Source organism: Myceligenerans crystallogenes (assembly GCF_039529775.1).
GTDB lineage: Bacteria > Actinomycetota > Actinomycetes > Actinomycetales > Cellulomonadaceae > Myceligenerans > Myceligenerans crystallogenes.
This window is the reverse complement of the sequence record NZ_BAAANL010000004.1, coordinates 351,416-369,560: the sequence shown is the minus strand read 5'-3', so window position 1 is coordinate 369,560 and position 18,145 is coordinate 351,416. Positions and strand designations below refer to the sequence as shown.

15 protein-coding genes are annotated in these 18,145 nt (G+C 73.0%); 10 read left to right on the top strand and 5 right to left on the bottom strand.

Annotated elements, in window-relative coordinates:
• The first annotated feature begins 331 nt into the window (after positions 1–331).
• A complete protein-coding gene (locus ABD208_RS11905) occupies positions 332–1,813 on the top strand; it encodes an MFS transporter (protein WP_344102973.1) in 1,482 nt (493 codons plus the stop codon).
• On the opposite strand, the gene ABD208_RS11900 is transcribed toward ABD208_RS11905, so the two are convergent.
• Positions 1,808–3,166 carry a HipA domain-containing protein gene (locus tag ABD208_RS11900; protein ID WP_344102970.1) on the bottom strand — a complete coding sequence of 453 codons (1,359 nt, stop codon included), beginning with the start codon at positions 3,164–3,166 and terminating at the stop codon, positions 1,808–1,810. The two genes, ABD208_RS11905 and ABD208_RS11900, sit on opposite strands and share 6 nt — an antisense overlap.
• 3 nt (positions 3,167–3,169) lie before the next feature.
• Positions 3,170–3,385 carry a helix-turn-helix domain-containing protein gene (locus ABD208_RS11895; RefSeq protein WP_344102968.1) on the bottom strand — a complete coding sequence of 72 codons (216 nt, stop codon included), beginning with the start codon at positions 3,383–3,385 and terminating at the stop codon, positions 3,170–3,172.
• Positions 3,386–3,635: 250 nt separating this feature from the next.
• On the opposite strand from ABD208_RS11895, the gene ABD208_RS11890 reads away from it, so the two are divergent.
• From ABD208_RS11890 to ABD208_RS11875, 4 genes are all read left to right on the top strand, one after another.
• Positions 3,636–5,771: an NAD(+) synthase gene (locus ABD208_RS11890; protein ID WP_344102965.1), complete on the top strand. Its 2,136-nt coding sequence runs from the start codon at positions 3,636–3,638 to the stop codon at positions 5,769–5,771.
• Between the two features lie 254 nt (positions 5,772–6,025).
• Complete coding sequence (locus tag ABD208_RS11885; protein WP_344102962.1) at positions 6,026–7,729, top strand: sensor histidine kinase; 1,704 nt, start codon at positions 6,026–6,028, stop codon at positions 7,727–7,729.
• Positions 7,726–8,397 carry a response regulator gene (locus ABD208_RS11880; RefSeq protein WP_344102960.1) on the top strand — a complete coding sequence of 224 codons (672 nt, stop codon included), beginning with the start codon at positions 7,726–7,728 and terminating at the stop codon, positions 8,395–8,397. Before ABD208_RS11885 ends, ABD208_RS11880 begins: the two co-directional genes overlap by 4 nt.
• A gap of 169 nt (positions 8,398–8,566) precedes the next feature.
• Positions 8,567–8,938, top strand: coding sequence for an SHOCT domain-containing protein (locus ABD208_RS11875; RefSeq protein WP_344102958.1), 372 nt, complete (start codon positions 8,567–8,569; stop codon positions 8,936–8,938).
• 63 nt (positions 8,939–9,001) lie between these two features.
• On the opposite strand, the gene ABD208_RS11870 is transcribed toward ABD208_RS11875, so the two are convergent.
• Positions 9,002–11,095, bottom strand: a complete 2,094-nt coding sequence (locus tag ABD208_RS11870) for a penicillin-binding transpeptidase domain-containing protein (protein ID WP_344102954.1) — start codon at positions 11,093–11,095, stop codon at positions 9,002–9,004.
• Positions 11,096–11,179: 84 nt separating this feature from the next.
• Positions 11,180–11,872: a hypothetical protein gene (locus tag ABD208_RS11865; RefSeq protein WP_344102952.1), complete on the bottom strand. Its 693-nt coding sequence runs from the start codon at positions 11,870–11,872 to the stop codon at positions 11,180–11,182.
• 204 nt (positions 11,873–12,076) lie between these two features.
• On the opposite strand from ABD208_RS11865, the gene ABD208_RS11860 reads away from it, so the two are divergent.
• The 5 genes from ABD208_RS11860 to crcB all read left to right on the top strand — a co-directional run bounded on the left by ABD208_RS11860 (position 12,077) and on the right by crcB (position 17,057).
• Positions 12,077–14,338: a SpoIIE family protein phosphatase gene (locus ABD208_RS11860; protein ID WP_344102949.1), complete on the top strand. Its 2,262-nt coding sequence runs from the start codon at positions 12,077–12,079 to the stop codon at positions 14,336–14,338.
• A gap of 111 nt (positions 14,339–14,449) precedes the next feature.
• Positions 14,450–15,478 (top strand): sigma-70 family RNA polymerase sigma factor, encoded by a 1,029-nt coding sequence (locus ABD208_RS11855; RefSeq protein WP_344102947.1) that lies wholly within the window; start codon positions 14,450–14,452, stop codon positions 15,476–15,478.
• 147 nt (positions 15,479–15,625) lie between these two features.
• On the top strand, positions 15,626–16,099 hold the full coding sequence (locus ABD208_RS11850) for a universal stress protein (protein WP_344103246.1): 474 nt from the start codon (positions 15,626–15,628) through the stop codon (positions 16,097–16,099).
• A 44-nt stretch (positions 16,100–16,143) separates the two neighbouring features.
• A complete protein-coding gene (locus tag ABD208_RS11845) occupies positions 16,144–16,674 on the top strand; it encodes a fluoride efflux transporter FluC (RefSeq protein WP_344102945.1) in 531 nt (176 codons plus the stop codon).
• The gene (gene crcB / locus ABD208_RS11840) at positions 16,671–17,057 is read left to right on the top strand and encodes a fluoride efflux transporter CrcB (protein ID WP_344102941.1); all 387 of its coding nucleotides are present in this window, start codon (positions 16,671–16,673) and stop codon (positions 17,055–17,057) included. Before ABD208_RS11845 ends, crcB begins: the two co-directional genes overlap by 4 nt.
• Before the next feature lie 72 nt (positions 17,058–17,129).
• On the opposite strand, the gene ABD208_RS11835 is transcribed toward crcB, so the two are convergent.
• Positions 17,130–18,110 (bottom strand): glycoside hydrolase family 11 protein, encoded by a 981-nt coding sequence (locus tag ABD208_RS11835; RefSeq protein ID WP_344102939.1) that lies wholly within the window; start codon positions 18,108–18,110, stop codon positions 17,130–17,132.
• Positions 18,111–18,145 lie beyond the last annotated feature (35 nt).

The following is an 18,145-nucleotide window of genomic DNA, read 5'->3' as shown; positions in this document are numbered from 1 at the left end:
ACTCTGAACACCCGGCCGGAACCGCCTTGTTGCGTTGCCCACGAGTCCCGGCCGGACCCCAGAACCCCAGAACCCCCGGAGCTCCGGGATGAGTTCATGTCAGTACCTGTCGCTGACATCTCCTCGGGTTCCGCTCCAGGCACGTGCCGTGTTTTCGCGCCGTCTCCGTCACGTTCCGCTCCGGGCGGGAACCTCGTTCCTCGGTCCCCACCCTGCGCTGCACGTGCCGTCGACAGCGAGTCCCTCGGCCCGTACCTTCCGCGGCGCCCTTCGTCGATGTCAGAGTCCCCGTCTACCGTTCATGGAGACCTGCCGACCGAAAGTGACCCCGATGACCCAGCATGCTCCTGGCCCGAACCCGCACCGCCTCCGGAACGTGGCGGTGCTCGTCGTGAGCAACCTGCTGGGCGGGGTCGGCGTCGCGTCGGGGGCGGCGGTCGGCGCGCTCCTCGCGGAGCGTCTCGGGGGGACCGCGATGGGCGGGCTCGCCCAGGCCGCCGGTGTGTTGGGCGCCGCCGTCACGGCCATCCCGCTGGCGGGGGTCGCGGCCCGTCGCGGGCGCCGCCTCGCGTTGACCTGGGGCTACGGGCTGGCGGTCCTCGGCGCGGTGCTGATCGTCGGTGCGGCGATCCTGGACCAGCCCGTGCTCTTCCTGGTCGCGATGGCGCTGTACGGGGTGGCCAGCGCCGCCAACCTGCAGTCGCGCTACGCCGGCGCGGAGAACGCCTCGGCGGCGACACGCGCCCGCACCATGTCGCTCGTGATCTGGGCGACGACGATCGGATCGGTGGCGGGCCCGAACCTCGCGGCCCCGGGCGAGGCACTGGGCCACGCGCTCGACCTGCCGGCGCTTTCCGGCCCCTATCTCTTCTCGGTGGTCGCCTACGTGCTGGCGGGCCTGGTCGTCGTCCTCGCCTATCGCGACCCGGCCCGCCCGGCGAGCACGGCGGACGCCACGGGCCAGGAGGACGAACCCGGGGCAGCAACCTCCGGCGACCCCTCGCCGGCCCCGGCTGCCCCGGCTGCCTCGGCTGCCCCGGCTGCCTCGGCTGCCCCGGCTGCCTCGGCTGCCTCGGCTGCCTCGGCCAATGATCCCGCGCTCTCGCCGGCGGACGGCGCTCCTGCACCGGACGAACGCCCGGCCACCGCGATAGGCGCCCTCGCCTGGGCATGGACCCACGGCCGGGCCCGGTTCGCCGTCGTGACCACGGCCACCGCTCACACCGTGATGATCATGGTCATGGTGATGACGCCGCTCCACATGCAGCACGGCGGGATGTCCCTGGAACTGGTCGGGATCGTCATCAGCCTGCACGTCCTGGGCATGTTCGCCCTCAGCCCGCTGTTCGGCTGGCTCGCCGACACCTGGGGCGCGGCCCGCACCGCCGTCCTCGGCCTCGCCCTGCAGACGTCCGCGGTCGCCCTCGGCTTCACGGCCGCCGTCATGGCGTCCGACGCCGCCACCCACGCCGAACACCACGCCACGGCAACTCCCGACCCCGCCGCGACCGTGGTCACGGCCGCCGCCCTGATCCTGCTGGGTCTCGGCTGGTCAGCCTGCCTCATCTCCGCGTCGGCCCTGCTGGCCGACGTCAGCGACCCCAGGTTCAAGCTCCCCCTCCAGGGCGCCACCGACGCCCTGATGAACTACGCGGGCGCGGCCGCCGCGGCCCTGGCCGGCCCGGTCCTCGCCTTCGGCGGCTTCCAGGCCGTCAACATCGCCGGAGCGATCCTCCTGCTCCCCGCGGCATTCGCCCTGTTCACCCGAGGGCGTATGCCCGACGACGTCGCGTCACGCGAACCGGTGTCATAGCCGCGCACTGGTGAGCATGATCGGGGCATCGTCGACGTACAGCGGTGAGATCTTGCGCAGGTTCGTCATGATCCTGTCCGCGATGGCCTTGCCATCTGGTACCTCGGCGACATCCTCGCGCGCCAGCTCCAGGGCCGCGGGAACGCGCGCGAGCACGGAATCGACGACGTCACGCGCTTCGTCCCCGGGCAGACCGAGGCGAACCCCTTCGGCCGCGATCGCCGACGGAATGATGCCCCTGAGCGCATACGTGTTCCCGATCCGCATCGGGAAGTACAACGGGCTTCGCGGGTCGTCGCGATCCACGTAGAGCGCGATCGACAGAACATCGTAGGCAGGGGCAAGGGACACCGACTTCCCGCGCAGCATCAGCGAGTAATTCTTGGCGTGCGCGTCAGTGTTGACCAGTGCGATATTGAGTGTGAGCAACGCCAGGAAGTCGGTGGCCAGCTGTCGGACCTCACCCACCGCAACAGCTCGCCCGAACAGCTCGCCGATCTGGCCGACACCGGGCCCTCCGTCATTGTGCTGGTACTTCTTCTCCGGTGGAACCGAGAGCGCCTGACAGAGATCCTCCTGGTGATCGCGGTGGATCAGCCCGTCATCTCCGACATGCCGGTCGTACCTCTCGAGAACGAGGGCACGCAGGTCTCCGTCCGGTGACCGCCAGTACCTGGCGTCGGGCGCAGGTATCCCGGCGTGCCGCGTCACGGCGAGGCTGTACATCTCCACGACCGTCATGTCAGGGAATCGCTCGTCGGCCAGGTAGCGTGCGGTGGAGTACTCGGGCTTGAGAATGTGGGTCGTCGGCGCTCCCCGCTGCGGACGGGCCCAGGCCCCGTCCGCAGTACGAACCAGAGCGATCTTCGGCTGCGCGCCGGCCAGGCTCATCCTCAGCGGACCACCGGCGGGCACAGGCCGACCAGTGCGGTACGCATCGATGACAGAGCGCAGGTCGTCGGCCACCTCCTCGTCACTCATCGGTGTGACCGCCTTGCGATCGGCTACCGCATCCTCGCTCTCGCCTCCCGGTTCGATGAACTGGAGGGCTCCCGCGACGTCGTGGCCCACGTGCTGGAGGATGGCGAACGGTGAACGTGCCGAGACCTGATGGGTGGCCGCCATGGCACCGAGCGCCTGGTCGTTGTCGGGCAGCAGACCTTGAAGAAAGGGTCGGACGGCGCGCTGCTTGTGACGGGAGATCGCCTTGGGCATCGACAGGGAGAGCGGCGAGGTATCGGGTCTCGATCGATAGTCGTCGTCGTAGAAGAACGACAATGCGCCTGCCCCCGTCATGACCACGGCGCCGGCGCGTAGGCCGTCCATGTAGACGTCGAGCTGCTTGTCAGGCATTGCTCACCCCTCCTCCTTGACGACTTCGAGTACGAGATCAAGCTGCGCCAGTACCGCCAGGATCCGCGGGAGCTGCGGGTTGGTGCGGCCGGCCTCGAAGCGCACCAGCCACTCACGTGAGACACGCGCCCGCCGGGCGAGTTCGGCTTGAGTCAGTCCGGCATCCTCCCGGGCGCCACGCACCAGCGCACCGATATCCACCAATGTCTGCACCTGCATGGCGGCCTCCTGAGCGTGCGATGTGACTCCTGGGTCACATCTGCCAATGTGGATTCTAGCGCACATCTGCGAATGTGACTCGTGAGGCACATTCCCGGATGTGATGTAGCAGTCACATCCGCAGGTCGGCGGGTATCCCGTGGACCCTGTTCGGCACGCACCGTGACACCGGGCCGATGGAACGTTTCCGTCACCTGGCACAGGAACCCCTGATCGAAGGTCCCTGACCTCGCGAACCTAGACTCGGAGCGTGGACTTCTACAACGCGTATGCCCAGGGGTTTGCTCGGGTCGCGGCATGCACCGTTCCCGTGACGCCCGCGGATCCGGGCGCCAACGTGGCGTCCGTGCTGGAGCAGGCGCGGGCGTGTCACGCCGAGGGCGTCGCTGTCGCGGTGTTCCCCGAGCTGTGCCTGAGCGGGTACGCGATCGACGACCTGCTCCTGCAGGACACGCTGCTCGACGGCGTGCTGGAGGCCCTGCGCGCGCTGGTCGCCGCGAGCGCCGAGCTCACCCCGGTGCTCGTCGTCGGGACGCCGCTGCTGTCCGGGAACCGGCTGCTGAACTGCGCCGTCGTCGTGCATCGCGGGCGGATCCTCGGCGTCGCGCCCAAGTCCTTCCTGCCGAACTACCGGGAGTTCTACGAGAAGCGCCACTTCGCGCCGGGCAGCGAGGTGCGGGGCGACAGCATCCGGCTGCTCGGCGAGGACGTCCCGCTCGGCACGGACCTGATCTTCCGGGCCGACGACGTCCCCGGCCTGGCCGTGCACGTCGAGGTGTGCGAGGACATGTGGGTGCCCGTCCCGCCGTCGGCCCGCGCGGCCCTCGCCGGCGCGACCGTCCTGCTCAACCTCAGCGCCAGCCCCATCACCGTGGCGCGCGCCGAGGATCGGCGCCTGCTGGTGCGCAGCGCGAGCGCGCGCTGCAACGCGGCCTACGTCTACACGGCGGCGGGCCAGGGCGAGTCCACCACGGACCTCTCCTGGGACGGCCAGACCATGGTCTACGAGGGCGGCGACCTGCTCGGCGAGACGGAACGCTTCCCCGACGGCCCGCGCCGCACCGTCGTCGACGTCGACCTCGACCGCCTCCGCCAGGAACGCCTGCGCCAGGGCACGTTCGACGACAACGCCACGTCGCTCGGGATCCTGTCCGACGACGGCCGTGGCGCGGCCGGCGGAAACGGCGCAGCCGGCGGGCACGGCTCGGCGGCCACGGCGCGCGGCGCCGCGTCGTCGGACACCTTCCGCGAGATCGCGTTTCACGTGAATCCGCCGTCCGGCGACATCGGCCTGCGGCGGCGCGTCGACCGGTTCCCGTTCGTGCCCGACGACGCCGAACGGCTCGCGCAGGACTGCTACGAGGCGTACAACATCCAGGTCAGCGGGCTGGAACGACGACTGACGGCGATCGGGTCGCCGAAGGTGATCCTCGGGGTGTCGGGCGGGCTCGACTCGACGCACGCGCTCGTCGTGGCCGCCAAGGCGATGGACCGGCTCGGGCGGCCGCGCAGCGACATCCACGCGTTCACGATGCCGGGGTTCGCGACGTCGAAGGAGACGAAGGAGCGGGCGACGCGGCTGTCGACGTCGCTGGGCGTGACGTTCGAGGAGCTCGACATCAGGCCCGCCGCGGAGCAGATGCTCAAGGATCTGGACCACCCGTACTCCGGCGGCAGCGCGCAGTACGACGTGACCTTCGAGAACGTCCAGGCGGGCCTGCGCACCGACTACCTGTTCCGCCTCGCGAACCACCGCGGCGGGATCGTGCTGGGCACGGGGGACCTGTCGGAGCTGGCGCTCGGCTGGGCGACCTACGGGGTCGGCGACCAGATGTCGCACTACGCGGTGAACACCGGCGTGCCGAAGACCCTGATCCAGCACCTGATCCGGTGGGCGATCGACACGGAGCAGCTCGGCTCGGCCGGCTCGGTGACCAACACGGTGCTCGCCGAGATCCTGGAGCAGGAGATCTCGCCGGAGCTGATCCCGGCGCGCGACGGCGAGAAGCCGCAGTCCACGGAGGCGTCCGTCGGCCCGTACGCGCTGCAGGACTTCACGCTCTACTGGCTGCTGCGCTACGGCCTGCGGCCGAGCCGCATCGCCTTCCTCGCCTGGCACGCCTGGCACGACCTGGACGCCGGCGCCTGGCCGCCCGGCTACCGCGACGCGGACCGGGCCGCCTACGACCTGGCGACGATCCGGCGCTGGCTCGAGCTGTTCCTGAAGCGGTTCTTCGCGAACCAGTTCAAGCGGTCGGCGATCCCGAACGGGCCGAAGGTCCTGGCCGGCGGCACGCTGTCGCCGCGCGGGGACTGGCGGATGCCGTCCGACGCGAAGGCGACGACCTGGCTCGCGGAACTGCACCGCGACGTCCCGGCGAGCTGAGGCGGTCCGGGACCTGCGCGGGCGCGGCCTGGATCGCGGCCCGACGCCGTCGGGCGCGACCGGCGTCGCTGCAGGCGGGCACGGTTCCGGCCGGACAAGCCGGCGTGCGTCCGCCGTTCCGGCCTGCCGGACCGCCGTTCCGGCGCCGGGCCGCCGGCGTTCCGGCCTGCCGGGCCGGCGTGCGACCAGGGTGCCGGTACACACGGCACCGCAGGGGGACGCGGCACGTGCCCGGTCCCGCTAGCGTGGCGAGCATGTCGCTCGACCAGTGGGGCCCGTGGGGAGGGCCGGAGCGGGGACCGCTCGGGCGGACCCGCGGACGCGTCTTCGTCGCGGTCGCGCTCTTCGTGGTGACCCTGGCCGGGAGCGCCGGCGCGTCGTTCGGGCAGCCCGAGGCACGCGAGATCGGCCTGGCCGGCGTCGCGTTGCTCCTCGTCACGCCGTTGGCCCTCGTGTTCCTGCTGCCCGGCCGTCCCGCCGCCGCCGTCGTCGCCTCGGCGGGCGCGACCTTCGTCTTCCTCCTGACGGGCCGGCCCTGGGGCCCGGCGATCGCCGCACCAGTCGTGCTGCTCGCCGCCGTGATCCTGTGCGGGCCCCCGCGCCGCGCACGCGTGCTCGCCTGGGCGGGCGCGGCCCTGCTGCTCGGCGTCGTCGTCACGGCCGGCATGCTCGAACCGCCGGTCTGGGCCGATCCCGGCTGGGCCGATCGCGGCTGGGCCGATCGCGGCTGGGGCGGCCCGCGGAACGGCTGGGGCCCGCAGCACCGGGAACCCGGAGGCGGCGCCGGAGGCTCCCCCGGGCCCCCCGACGTCGGCCTCTCGCTCACCGGCCTCGGCGCGGGCACGGCCTGGACCGCGGTCACGCTCCTGATGGCGGGCGCCATGCGGGACCGCGTGACCCGCCGGGTCGCCGCCCGCGCGGCGGCCCGGGAGACCGCCGCCGAACGCGAGCGCACCGCCGTCACCGCCGAGCGCCTGCGCATCGCCCGCGAACTGCACGACGTGCTCGCCCACTCCCTGTCCGGCATCAACGTCCAGGCGGGCGTCGGCCTCCATCTCCTCGGCCGGGACCCGGAACAGGCCCGCATCGCCCTCACCAACATCCGCGACACCAGCCGCGACGCCCTCGCTGAGGTCCGCACCGTCCTCGGCATCGTGCGCGCGGAGGCCCCGGATCCCGCGCCGCCGGACGCGACCCGATCGCCCGACACGACCCGATCGCCGGGCGCACCGCAGGCCGCGGAGCTGCCCGGGCCGCACCCGCCGTCGTCGTCCCCCGACCTCTCCGCGCCCCTCGCCGTCACCTGGGATCTCTCGGGGCTCGACCGCCTCGTGGCGCAGACCCGCGCCGAGGGCCTCGCCGTGACGCTCGACGTCGACGCCCCCGGTATCCCCGAGCGCGTCGCCGGGGCGATCCACCGGGTGGTTCAGGAATCCCTGACGAACATCCGGCGCCACGCCTCCGGCGCGACGCGCGTGGCCGTCTCGGTGCGCCGGGAGGGTGCGTCGTGCGTCGTCGTCGTGTCCGACGACGGCGGTGCGGCCACCCCCGGCCACCGAGCCGGCTACGGCCTGCGCGGCATGCGGGAACGCGTCGAGGCCCTCGGCGGCACGCTCCGCACGGGACCGGACGACGCCGGCTGGCTCGTCCGTGCGACGTTCCCGCTCCCCGGCCCGGACCGGCCGCCCTGGGCAGAGCCGAGTGAACCCATGCCAACCGGCTCCACGGCAGGTACCCCGGCAGCCGGCCGGGCCTCGTCCGGCACGTCCGAGCCTGGCCGGTCCCCCTCCGGTACGTCCGAGCCCAGCCCGCCCGCGTCCGGCGAGCCCGAACCCGGCCGGACCCCGGACGGCGCGCCCCGGCCAGGCCGGTTCCCGTCCGGCACGTCCGTGTCCGACGACGGCGGCGGCGTCGGGCATCCTGATCGAACGACCGAACGTCCGGAGGAACCCGAATGATCGACGTCCTGCTCGCCGACGACCAGGCGCTCGTCCGGGGCGGATTCCGCGCCCTCGTCGACTCCGAACCGGACATGCGCGTCGTGGCCGAGGCCGCGACCGGCGACGACGCCGTCTCGCTCACTCTGGAGCACCTGCCCGACGTCGTCCTCATGGACATCCGGATGCCCGGGACGGACGGGCTGGCCGCGACCCGGCGGATCGCGGCGGAGCCCCGGGCGAGCGGAGTACACGTGGTCGTCGTGACGACGTTCGAGCTCGACGAGTACGTCACCGAGGCGATCCGCGCGGGCGCCGCGGGGTTCCTGGTGAAGGACACCGAGCCGGCGGAACTGGTGCGGGCCGTGCGGGTCGCGGCGTCGGGGGAGGGGCTGCTGTCGCCGAGCGTGACGCGGCGGCTGCTCGCGCGCGTGGCGAGCGCGGCGCGGGAGGTGGTGGTGCCGCCCGGGCTGGCGGACCTCACGCCGCGCGAACGGGGGATCCTCGTCGAGGTCGCAGGAGGGCTGGCCAACGAGGAGATCGCCCGGAAGCTCTACCTCTCGGAGTCCACGGTGAAGACGCACGTCTCGCGCGTGCTGACCAAGCTGGCGGCGCGCGACCGCGCCCAGCTGGTGGTGCTCGCGTACGAATCCGGCCTGATCCGGCCAGGCTGGACCGCGGCTCCGTAGAAAAGGGGGGCGGTCGGCCCGATGTCCGTGCGGTCGGCCGCCCGGGCGACCGACTTCTCGCCTTCCGAACGACCACTACCCCGGTGCCGGGGTAGTCGGCACAGCAGGGTGACGACTGCCGAAGGGTCCGGCGCGAGGGTGGGGGGTGCGGCCGGGGATCCTGCCGCCGGTGCGGATCGCATCGTGGTTCGCGGCTCGTCGTCGGGTCGCGTCGTCCAAGGAGTCCGACATGCACACGCACACCCTCGCTCAGGTCGCGGCCCACATGCCGCACGACGGCTGGGGCGGTGGTCCCGGCTGGTTCATCGTCTTCCCGATCCTGTGGTTCCTGCTCGCCGTCGCGATCGTGTTCCTCGTCGCCCGCGGCGCACGGCGCCGGTTCCGCAACGGGCCGCCGTGGGCCCACCACGCCACCGCCGGCCCGAACCCGGTCGCCATCCTCGGCGAGCGCTACGCCCGCGGCGAGATCGACGAGACGGAGTACCGCAGCCGCCTCGACGTCCTGCGTTCCTCCACCCCTCCGGCCGCCGACGCCGGGTAGTCCCCGAGTCCGCGTGGTGGTGCCTCCGGTCGCGCGACCGGGGGCACCACCACGCCGGGACGGTCAGAAGGACTTCAGGAAGTCGGCCATGATCGGGCCCGCCGTCGTGGAGCCGAAGTCGCCGTCCTCGACGAAGACCGCCACGCCGACGTCGCCCTTGACCGCGATCATCCAGGTGTTCGTCTTTCCCCCGTTGCCCTCGGCGCTGCCGGTCTTCGCGCCGTCGACGCCGGGCACGCCCGCGAGCGCCTCCCGGGCCGAGCCCTCGGTGACGACACCCTTCATGAGTTCGCGGAGGGTGGCCGCCTCCTGCTCGGTCAGGGTGCCCTTCGCGTCGGCGTCGGCCTGCTCGCCGTCGGCCTTCTTGTCGCCCGCGCCGCCGGCGTCGGACACGAGCACCGGGCTGACCGTCCGGCCGCCCGCGACGCTCGCCGCGACGGTCGCCATGCCGAGCGGCGAGGCGAGCACGCGCGCCTGGCCGATGAACGTCGCCGCGTGGTCGCCCTCGTGCAGCGCCTCGGCGGGCACGTCGCCGAGGTAACCCGCGGCTCCGAGCCGCGACGGCTCGAGCCCCAGCCCCAGCGACGCGGCGGCGTCGTGCAGATCCTGCTGCGGGACGCGCTCGTGCTGGCCCACCATCGCGGTGTTGCAGGAGTGCGCGAACGCGGTGCGGAACGGCACCTTGCCGAGCGCGCCGGCGGGATACCCGTCGACGTTGTCGAACTCCTTGCCCACCACGATGCGCTCGGGGCACTCCACGGTGCTGTCCGGCGTCAGGCCGTTGCGCAGCATGCCGAGCGCGGACGCGACCTTGAACGTCGAGCCGGGCGGGTACTGGCCGAGCATGGCGGTGTTGTAGCCCTGGCTGCCCGGCCCGGAGGCCGCGGCGAGCACCCCGCCGGTCCGTCCGTCCACGGCGACGATCGCGCTCGGGGACTTCTCGCCGGCGTCGACCAGCACCTTCTCGGCGGCCTCCTGCAGCTCGACGTCGAGGGTCAGCTCCACCGGATCGCCGGGCTCCGCCTCCTGGGACCAGAGCTCGCGGCTCTCGCCGCCCGCGTCGGGATCCTTCGCGGTGACGCGCAGGCCCGGCGTCCCGGCGAGCTGCTCGTCGTAGGCGGCGTGGATGCCGGAGACGCCGACGATGTCCCCCGCGGCGATCCTGCCCTCGGACTTCTCGATGATCTCGGCTGTGGCCTCGCCGGTGGTGCCGAGGATCGGCCGCGCGAAGTCCGCCGTGGGGGCGAGCGCGCGCTTCCCGGGGACGAGCAGCACGCCGGGCGTCGCGATAAGGGCGTCGACGTCGAAGTTCTCGTCGTTCTCGCGGATCACGATCGCCTGGACGAACGCCGAGTTCCCAGCCGCCTCGGTACGCGCGACGAGGTCGTCCCGCGCCGCCTCGTCGAAGTCGAGGAGCTGGGCCAGCCTGCGGGCCGTCCAGTCCCACCGGCCTTCCTCGACGCGCGACTTGTCCACGCCCACCGTGTAGACGTTCCGCTCCTCGACGATCGTCTCGCCGCCCGCGCCCAGGATCTCGCCGCGCTCGGCCGCGACGCGTTCCACCGCGAGCCGTTCCCCCGCCTCCAGCTCCGGGGCGAACACCGCCGGCGACCAGGTGGCGCGCCACTCGCCCGGCTCACGCCCCTCCGGCCCGGGGTACGCGAACGCGACCTCGGTGGTGTAGTCCCAGCTCACGCCGTCGGCCAGCGGCCAGGACCAGGCGTAGACGGCGGTGAAGGTCGCCGTGCCGTCGTCGTTCTCCTTGACGGGCGTCGTGGACTCGACGACGACGTCGACGTCCTCGGTGACCTCCTTCAGCCCGGCGAACACGGCCTCGTGCTGCTCGGCGGGGTCCGCCGAGGTCTCGGTGAACACCGGGATCTCGCCGAAGGAGCCCGTCCGCAGGGCCGTGCCGAACCGCTCGGCGGCCTCGTCCTGCGGCGGGATCGGCGGCACGCGGAGCAGGTACCAGCCCACCGCGACCGCGGCGGCCGCGAGGAGCACCACCGCGACGACGATCAGCACCGTGAGGCCCCGCCGCCGGGAACCGCCGCCCGCCACGCCACCTCCGGGCGGCGGCGGAACCATCGGCGGCCGCGAGGGCGGCCGCTGCCCGACGGGCGGCGGGACGGCACTGGGTCCGGTTTCGGGCTGCACGACTCGAGGCTAGTTCAGCCCGTTGCCCAGGTCATGCGTCCTCACCGAAGGTTCACGGGGAAACCGTGACCCGCACCGCGGATTTCACCCCGCGGGAACCTCCTTGACGACTCCGCGCCACTCGTCGGGGTTCAGCTCCCCGCCGCCGGCCATCCCCGCCCAGGCTCGCGCGTCCTCGATGGTGTCCTGCAGGAGCTTGCGGAGGCGGGCGTCGACGTCGGGCACGAACGCCTCGGAGATGCCCTGCACCGCCGTCGAGACGACGCTCGGGGCGGCGTCCCGCACGAAGCGCTTGGGCCGCACGGTGGTGCCCGCGCAGAACCGCTCCGCCCAGGCCGCCGTCTTGGGCACCGTGGCGAGCGCGGCGACCGACTCGGGCGCGAGGGTCCCGGCCGGGCGGTCGTCGAGGACGTCGAGCATGCGCTCGGCACCGTAGACGGCGACGGCGAGCGTCTGCTGCCTGTCGGCCGGCGAGATCGGCAGCGCCGTCTGCGCGGCGCGCAGGGCGATCCGCACGTCCCAGCGCGGGTCGTCGCTCGTCAGGCCGATCACCGACGGGATCAGCAGGGCGAGCTGCGGGCGCGCGCGGTCCGCGGTCAGGTCGTTCACCGCCCTGGCCAGCATGGCCACGAGCGGGTGGGTGCACGACGGGTGGTCGCTCCACCTCTCTCCCGCGAGGAACGACGCCAGTTCCATGAAGCAGGCGCCCTTCTTCGGGTTCCTGTGCTTGCCCCTGCCGAGCATGGGCAGGATGTCGAAGGCTGCTGCACTGGTCACGATCCACCCCCACTGTGGTTCGATACTTCGTCCAGTGTGCGCGCGGTGTGACGCAGATCGCAATACCTACACAAAGGCAGGTCAGCTTGTGAAGGTTTTCGCCGACCGGTCGGGTATGACTTCCCGCGCGCCCGGCCTGCGCTCGGGCGAGACGTTCTTCGCCGTCGGCGGGCGAGACCGGATGTTTCCCGTGATACTGGGAAGATGCCGACGGACCTCCAGGCTGTGAACGACCTGGCGCACGTCGGCCTCGGGAGCCCTGACGCCGACGAGGCGTTCGACAGGTTCGCCCGGCTCGTGCGCCGTCACCTCGACGTGCCCGCGGCCGTCGTGGTCATCCTGTCCGACGACGTGTTCGACGACGTCGTCGTGCCCGAGGACGCGGGCGGTACCTCCTGGCCGGGCGCCGCGCGCGACGCGGCCGGTACGGAGCCGCCGGAGGGCACCGCCCGGCTCCGCGCCGAACTGGTCCGGCCCGTGATCGACGCCGACGCGCCCGTCGTCGTCGGCGATCTCCGCACGGACCCGCCGGCGGCGGCCCCCGGGATCGCCGCTTCCCGGGCCTTTCCCGCCGACTCCGCCGTGCGGCGCCTCGGCGTCGTCGCCTACGTGGGATTCCCCGTGCACGACCTGCGCGGGCGCCCCATCGGGGCGCTCGTCGCGGTGGACGGCCGGCCGCGCACGTGGTCCGACGACGCCCTCGCCACCCTGGAGGATCTGGCCGCCGCCTGCAGCGCCGAGGCTCGCCTCCAGGCGGAACGCGAGCGCGCCCGCCGCGTGCAGCACGCGGCGGTCCGGGCGAACCGGCGCAGCAGGTTCCTCCTGTCGCTGAGCGAGGCGTTCGCCGGCGCGCAGTCCCTTCACGACGTCGACGCCGTCATCGCCGACATCGGCATCACCGGGATCGGCGCCCACTACTGCGGGCTCGCCCTGATCGACACCGACCGCCGGGGCATCACCTACACGTCGCTGGCCCACGCCGAACCCGGCTTCCCCGCCGCGGCGCGGCATGCCGACCTGTCGGAGAACCGCCCCATCTGCGAGGTCGCGCGCACCGGCCGGCCGCTGTACTTCTCGTCCCACGAGGAGGTGGTGGCGCGGTTCCCCGAGACGGTGTCGTACGCGAACCACGAGATGGGGGCGCGCGCGTTCTTCCCGGTGCTCTCGCCGAGCGGCACCGCGTTCGGGATCCGGCCGGGCGGCGTCGTCGGCGTCGTGGCCTTCGTCTGGGAGCGGCAGCGCCGCAACGCCCATGACATGTTCGCGCTCGGCGCGGCGCTGGCCCAGTACGCGGGCGACGCGCTCGAGCGCGCGTGGCTGCTCGAGGAGCGCCGGCGGGCCGCGACGACCCTGCAGCGCTCCATGCTCAGCCGGCTGCCGCAGATCGCCCATCTGGACCTGGCCTGCACGTACTCCCCGGCCACGCGCTCCGACCAGGTGGGCGGCGACTGGTACGACGCCGTGTGCCTGGACGACGACACGTCGGTCTTCATGGTCGGCGACGTGACCGGGCACGACATGCGGGCCGCGGCCACCATGGGCCAGCTCCGCTCCCTGCTGCGCGCCCTGGCCTGGAGTCACGACGCGGCGCCGTCGGAACTGCTGCGCCTGCTCGACAAGGCCAACGACGGGCTGGGGCTGAAGGCCTCGGGCACCGGCGTGCTGGTGCGGCTGGACCGCATCCCGGACGGCTCCGGCGCGTACAAGATGACGTGGTCCAGCGCGGGGCACCCCCCGCCGCTCGTGCTGCGGCACGACGGCGCGGTGGAGCGGCTCGACGAGCGCACGGACATGATGCTCGGCGTCGTCCCCACCGCGCCACGGACCGACCACGCCACGATGCTGGAGCCCGGCGAGACCCTGCTGCTGTACACCGACGGGCTGACCGACCAGCACTCCTCGTCGCAGGACGAGGCCCTGACCGAGCTCGAGAAGGCGCTCGGCGCGCTCTCCGAGACCGCGACGGCGGCGCTCCCGATCACGCTCGTCCGCCGCCTGATCAGCCAGGAGCAGCACGACGACGTCGCGGTGCTGGCCGTGCGCGTGCGCGTCCCGGCGGGCGGCTGCCGCGGGACGGGGACCGCCCGCGCCCGGCGCGAGATCGAGGACGGCGTCCTGGACCTCGCCCCGACCCGGCTGTGGATCGACGACATGCTCGAGACCAACGGGGTCCCGCTCTCGCAGCGCCGCACCGTCAGCCTGCTCGCGTCGGAGATCCTGACCAACGCCCTGGACCACGGGAAGGCGCCGATCGTGGCCTCGATCGACGTCGGCCCCGAGCGCGTGCGGATCGGAGTGCGGGACGCCTCGACCGCGCGGCCGCAGGTCAGGGACCCGGGCCTGCGGGAGTTCAGCGGGCGCGGGGTGCAGCTGCTGGAGCGGCTGGCGTCGCGCTGGGGCGTCGACCCGTTCGCGGCCGACGGCGCCGAGACGGGCAAGACCGTGTGGTTCGAGATCGATCGCTGACGCCCTCCGGATAGGCGCGGGAGCGCACCGGACGGGGGCGAGCCCGGGTACGACGAGGGCCTGCGGCCCCGGGAAAACCGAGTGTCAGACACCCGGCGTAGCGTGTGTCACATGACACAGACGGCTGGCATCTCACCCGGCTCCGAGGCCGGCACGCAAGAGATCGACCCCGAGCTCACCACGGCACTCGAGCAGCACCGCCGGGAGCTGACGGGATACTGCTACCGCATGCTCGGCGGCGCGTTCGACGCCGAGGACGCCGTTCAGGAGACGCTGCTGCGCGCCTGGCGCTCCTACGACCGCTTCGAGGGACGCTCGTCCCTGCGGACCTGGCTGTACCGGATCGCGGGCAACGTCTGCCTCGACATGCTCGGCTCCGCGCGGGCCAAGCGGGAGCGGCCGATGGGGCTGGGAGCCGCGTCGGAGCCGGTGGTGGAGAGCCTCGCCGCCGAGCTGCCCGAGGAGCGCTGGATCGAGCCCGTCCCGGACGACCGGGTGCTGCCCGGCCCGGGGGACCCCGCGGACACCGCGGTCGCGCGCGAGTCCGTGCGCCTGGCCTTCGTCGCCGCGCTCCAGACCCTGCCGGCGAAGCAGCGGGCGGTCCTGGTGCTGCGCGAGGTGCTGCGCTGGCCGGCCCAGGAGGTCGCCGACCTGCTGGAGACCTCGGTCCCCTCGGTGAACAGCGCGCTGCAGCGGGCGCGCGCCACACTGGCGGAACGCGACCTGCACCTCGACGAGGCGAGCGTCACCCCGCGCACCGAGCCCACCGAGGCGGAGAGCGCCCTGCTGGAGCGGTACATCGACGCGTTCGAGCGGTACGACATGACGGCCCTGAGCGCGCTGCTGCGCGAGGACGCCGTGATGAACATGCCGCCGTACGCCATGTGGCTGCAGGGTGTGGAGCACATCCAGGAGTGGATGCTCGGCGTCGGCTCCGGCTGCCGCGGCTCGCGCTGCGTGCCGGTCCGCGCCAACGGCTCCCTCGCCTACGGCCAGTACCGGCCGGATCCGGACGGCGGCTGGTTCCCGTGGGGTCTCGCGGTCCTGGAGGACGACGGCGAGAAGGTCACGGGCATCACCACGTTCCGCTCGCCGGAGCGGCTGTTCCCGCTGTTCGGCCTGCCCGGTCACCTCGACTGACCCGACGCAGGGCCCGGCGGAGGGTGAGGGCGAGGAACGAGCGCTCGCCCGCAGCCGAGCGCCAGGGCGTCAGCAGGAATACCGAAGGTCCGATGGTCGCGCCTTGGTGACGTGGCTCACATACCTGGGTAATCTCATGGCGTGACGATGAGATCCGTCGTGGTCGGCGTGGACCACCGGCAACCGGACCTCGCTCGGCGTGCGGCGTCCCTCGTGCAGAGCCTGGGCGGATCGCTCGTCGAGCTCGTCTGCGTGTGGGTCGACGAGACCGCGGTGACCGAGCCGAACGGGTTCTCGGTCTCGGTCGACCCGGACATCGTCGTGACCGACGACAACTACGCCGCCGATGTCCTCGCGGGCCTGAACCGGTCCATGGCCGACGTCGGCCTGCCCTGGACGGCGGTGCGCGGCGCCGGCGAGCCGTCCCGTGAGCTGACCCGGATCGCCGACGAAGTCGGTGCCGCCATGATCGTGATCGGCGCACGCCGCGGCGGGCTGCGCGGGTGGGCGACGAGCATGGTGGGAGGCACGGTCGCGGGCCACCTGATCCACGGGCAGCGCCGCCCCGTCGTCGTCCTGCCGGAGGCCGCCCTCGTGGACGACGCCGAGGACGAACGATGAGCGTCACGGCGCGGACGGGGTCGCATGCGGCATCGTGGACCACGATGAACGGCTCACGCCCCGAACCTGCCCCCGCGCCCGCCCCCGAGGCGGGCCGCCGCGGCATGCCCGCGCACCTGCGGCCCGGGCTGATCGGGCTGGTGGCCGCGGGCGGCGCCCTCGGGTCCGCCGGACGGTACGGCGTCGAGCTCCTGCTCCCGGACGCCGCGGCGACGGGTGGATGGCCCCTGGCCACGCTCACGGTCAACCTGCTGGGAGCGTTCGCGCTCGGGTTCGGCCTGGAGATGCTCGCGCGGCTCGGCCGCGAGACGCCCCGCCGGCGGAACGTGCGGCTCGCGGGCGGCACGGGATTCCTCGGCGGGTTCACCACGTACTCGGCGCTGGCGCTGGAGGGTCAGCAGCTGCTGTCCGGCGGCGCCGCCGCGGTCGCCGCCGGGTACCTGCTGGTGACGCTCGTCGCCGGGGTGGCCTGCTGCGTCGCCGGTGTCGTGCTCGGGGACCGCACCGGGGTCGCGTACCTGCGGCGGGCCCGGGCCCGGTCCATGCCGCCCGCACCGGCAGGGGGCCACGGATGACCGGCTTCCTCCTCGTCGCCGCGGGCGGGGCGATCGGCGCGGCGGCCCGCTTCGTGCTCGACGGCGTGATCCGCACCCGGCACCACGGCGCCTTCCCCTGGGGCACGTTCACGGTGAACGTCCTGGGCTCGCTGCTCATCGGCGTGATCGCGGGCGTCGTGCTGTCGGGCGGCGGCCCGTCGCCGGCCGTCGAGCCCTGGCGCCTGGCGCTGGCGACGGGCCTGTGCGGGGGCTTCACCACCTTCTCGACCGCCATGGTCGAGACCGTCCGCCTGGCCCGCTCGAACCGCCTCCGCACGGCCCTGACCAGCACCCTGGCCACCCTCGCGACGACCCTCCTGGCGGTCACAGCCGGCCTGGCCCTCGCAGCCCTCCTAACCTGACCCCGGCGCGAGGCGGGCCTTCCGCGCACGGAAGGTCCGCCTCGCGCGGGCCGGCGAAAGCAGCCGCAGGTGTCAGCCGCAGGTGATCGAGCTGGCGGACGGCGGGGAGCCGGAACCGACGAAGCCGTAGCTCGTCGACTGGCCCGCACCAAGATTGCCGTTCCAGCTCACGTTGGACACCGTGTTGCCGCTCAGGGTGCCGTTCCACACCTGGGTGACGGTCACGCCCGAGGGGAGCGTGGTGCGCCAGCCGTTGAGGCCGCCGGATCCGGCGGTCACGGTGACGTCGGCCTGGTAGCCCCCGCCCCACGTGTTGACGACCCGCAGGCTCGCGGAACAACTGCCGCTCACCGGCGGCTGCGAGGTGCTCGGGCTCGAGGTCGCCGTCGGCGTCGTGCTCGGGTTGTTGTTCCCCGAGCCGGAGCTGACCGTCACGCTCGACGAACCGCTCGACTGGTAACCCTCGGTGGCCATGATCTGGTAGTAGTGGTTGCCCAGGTTCATGCCCTTCTGGGCCCAGGCGTTCACGTGGTTCTGGAACGTGATCGTGCCGCTGGTCTTCTTGCTCGTGCGGACGCTCCAGTACTGGTAGAACGTCTGGATCCCGTCGATGGACGGCTGCTGGACGCGCTGGGTGCGGTAGATGTCGTAGGTGCCGCCGTCGGACGTCACCGTGCCCATCGACGTCGCGCCCGGCGGGCGCCACGAGCCCCACGCCTCGACGACGTAGTACTCGATCAGCGGGCTGCGCGTCCAGCCGTACAGCGTGAGGTACGAGTTGCCGCTGGGGTTGTAGCTCGACGAGTAGTTGACGACGCGGTTGTTCGTGCCGGGGTTCCAGCCCTTGCCGGCCACGAAGTTGTTCGTGTTGCTCCAGCGGGTGGAGTAGCTGCCGCCGGAGCCCAGGTCCATCGAGACCGAGCCCTGGGTGTCGGTCCAGAAGGAGAAGAAGTACCCGTTGTGGGTGCCCTCCTGGTTGGTGTCGATGGCGGCCGCGGGATTGGCCGCGGTCACGACCAGCGCGAGCGCGGCGCCCGCGCTCGCGAGTGCCATGCCGAGACGACGACGCCGTCTCGGGGCGGATCTGG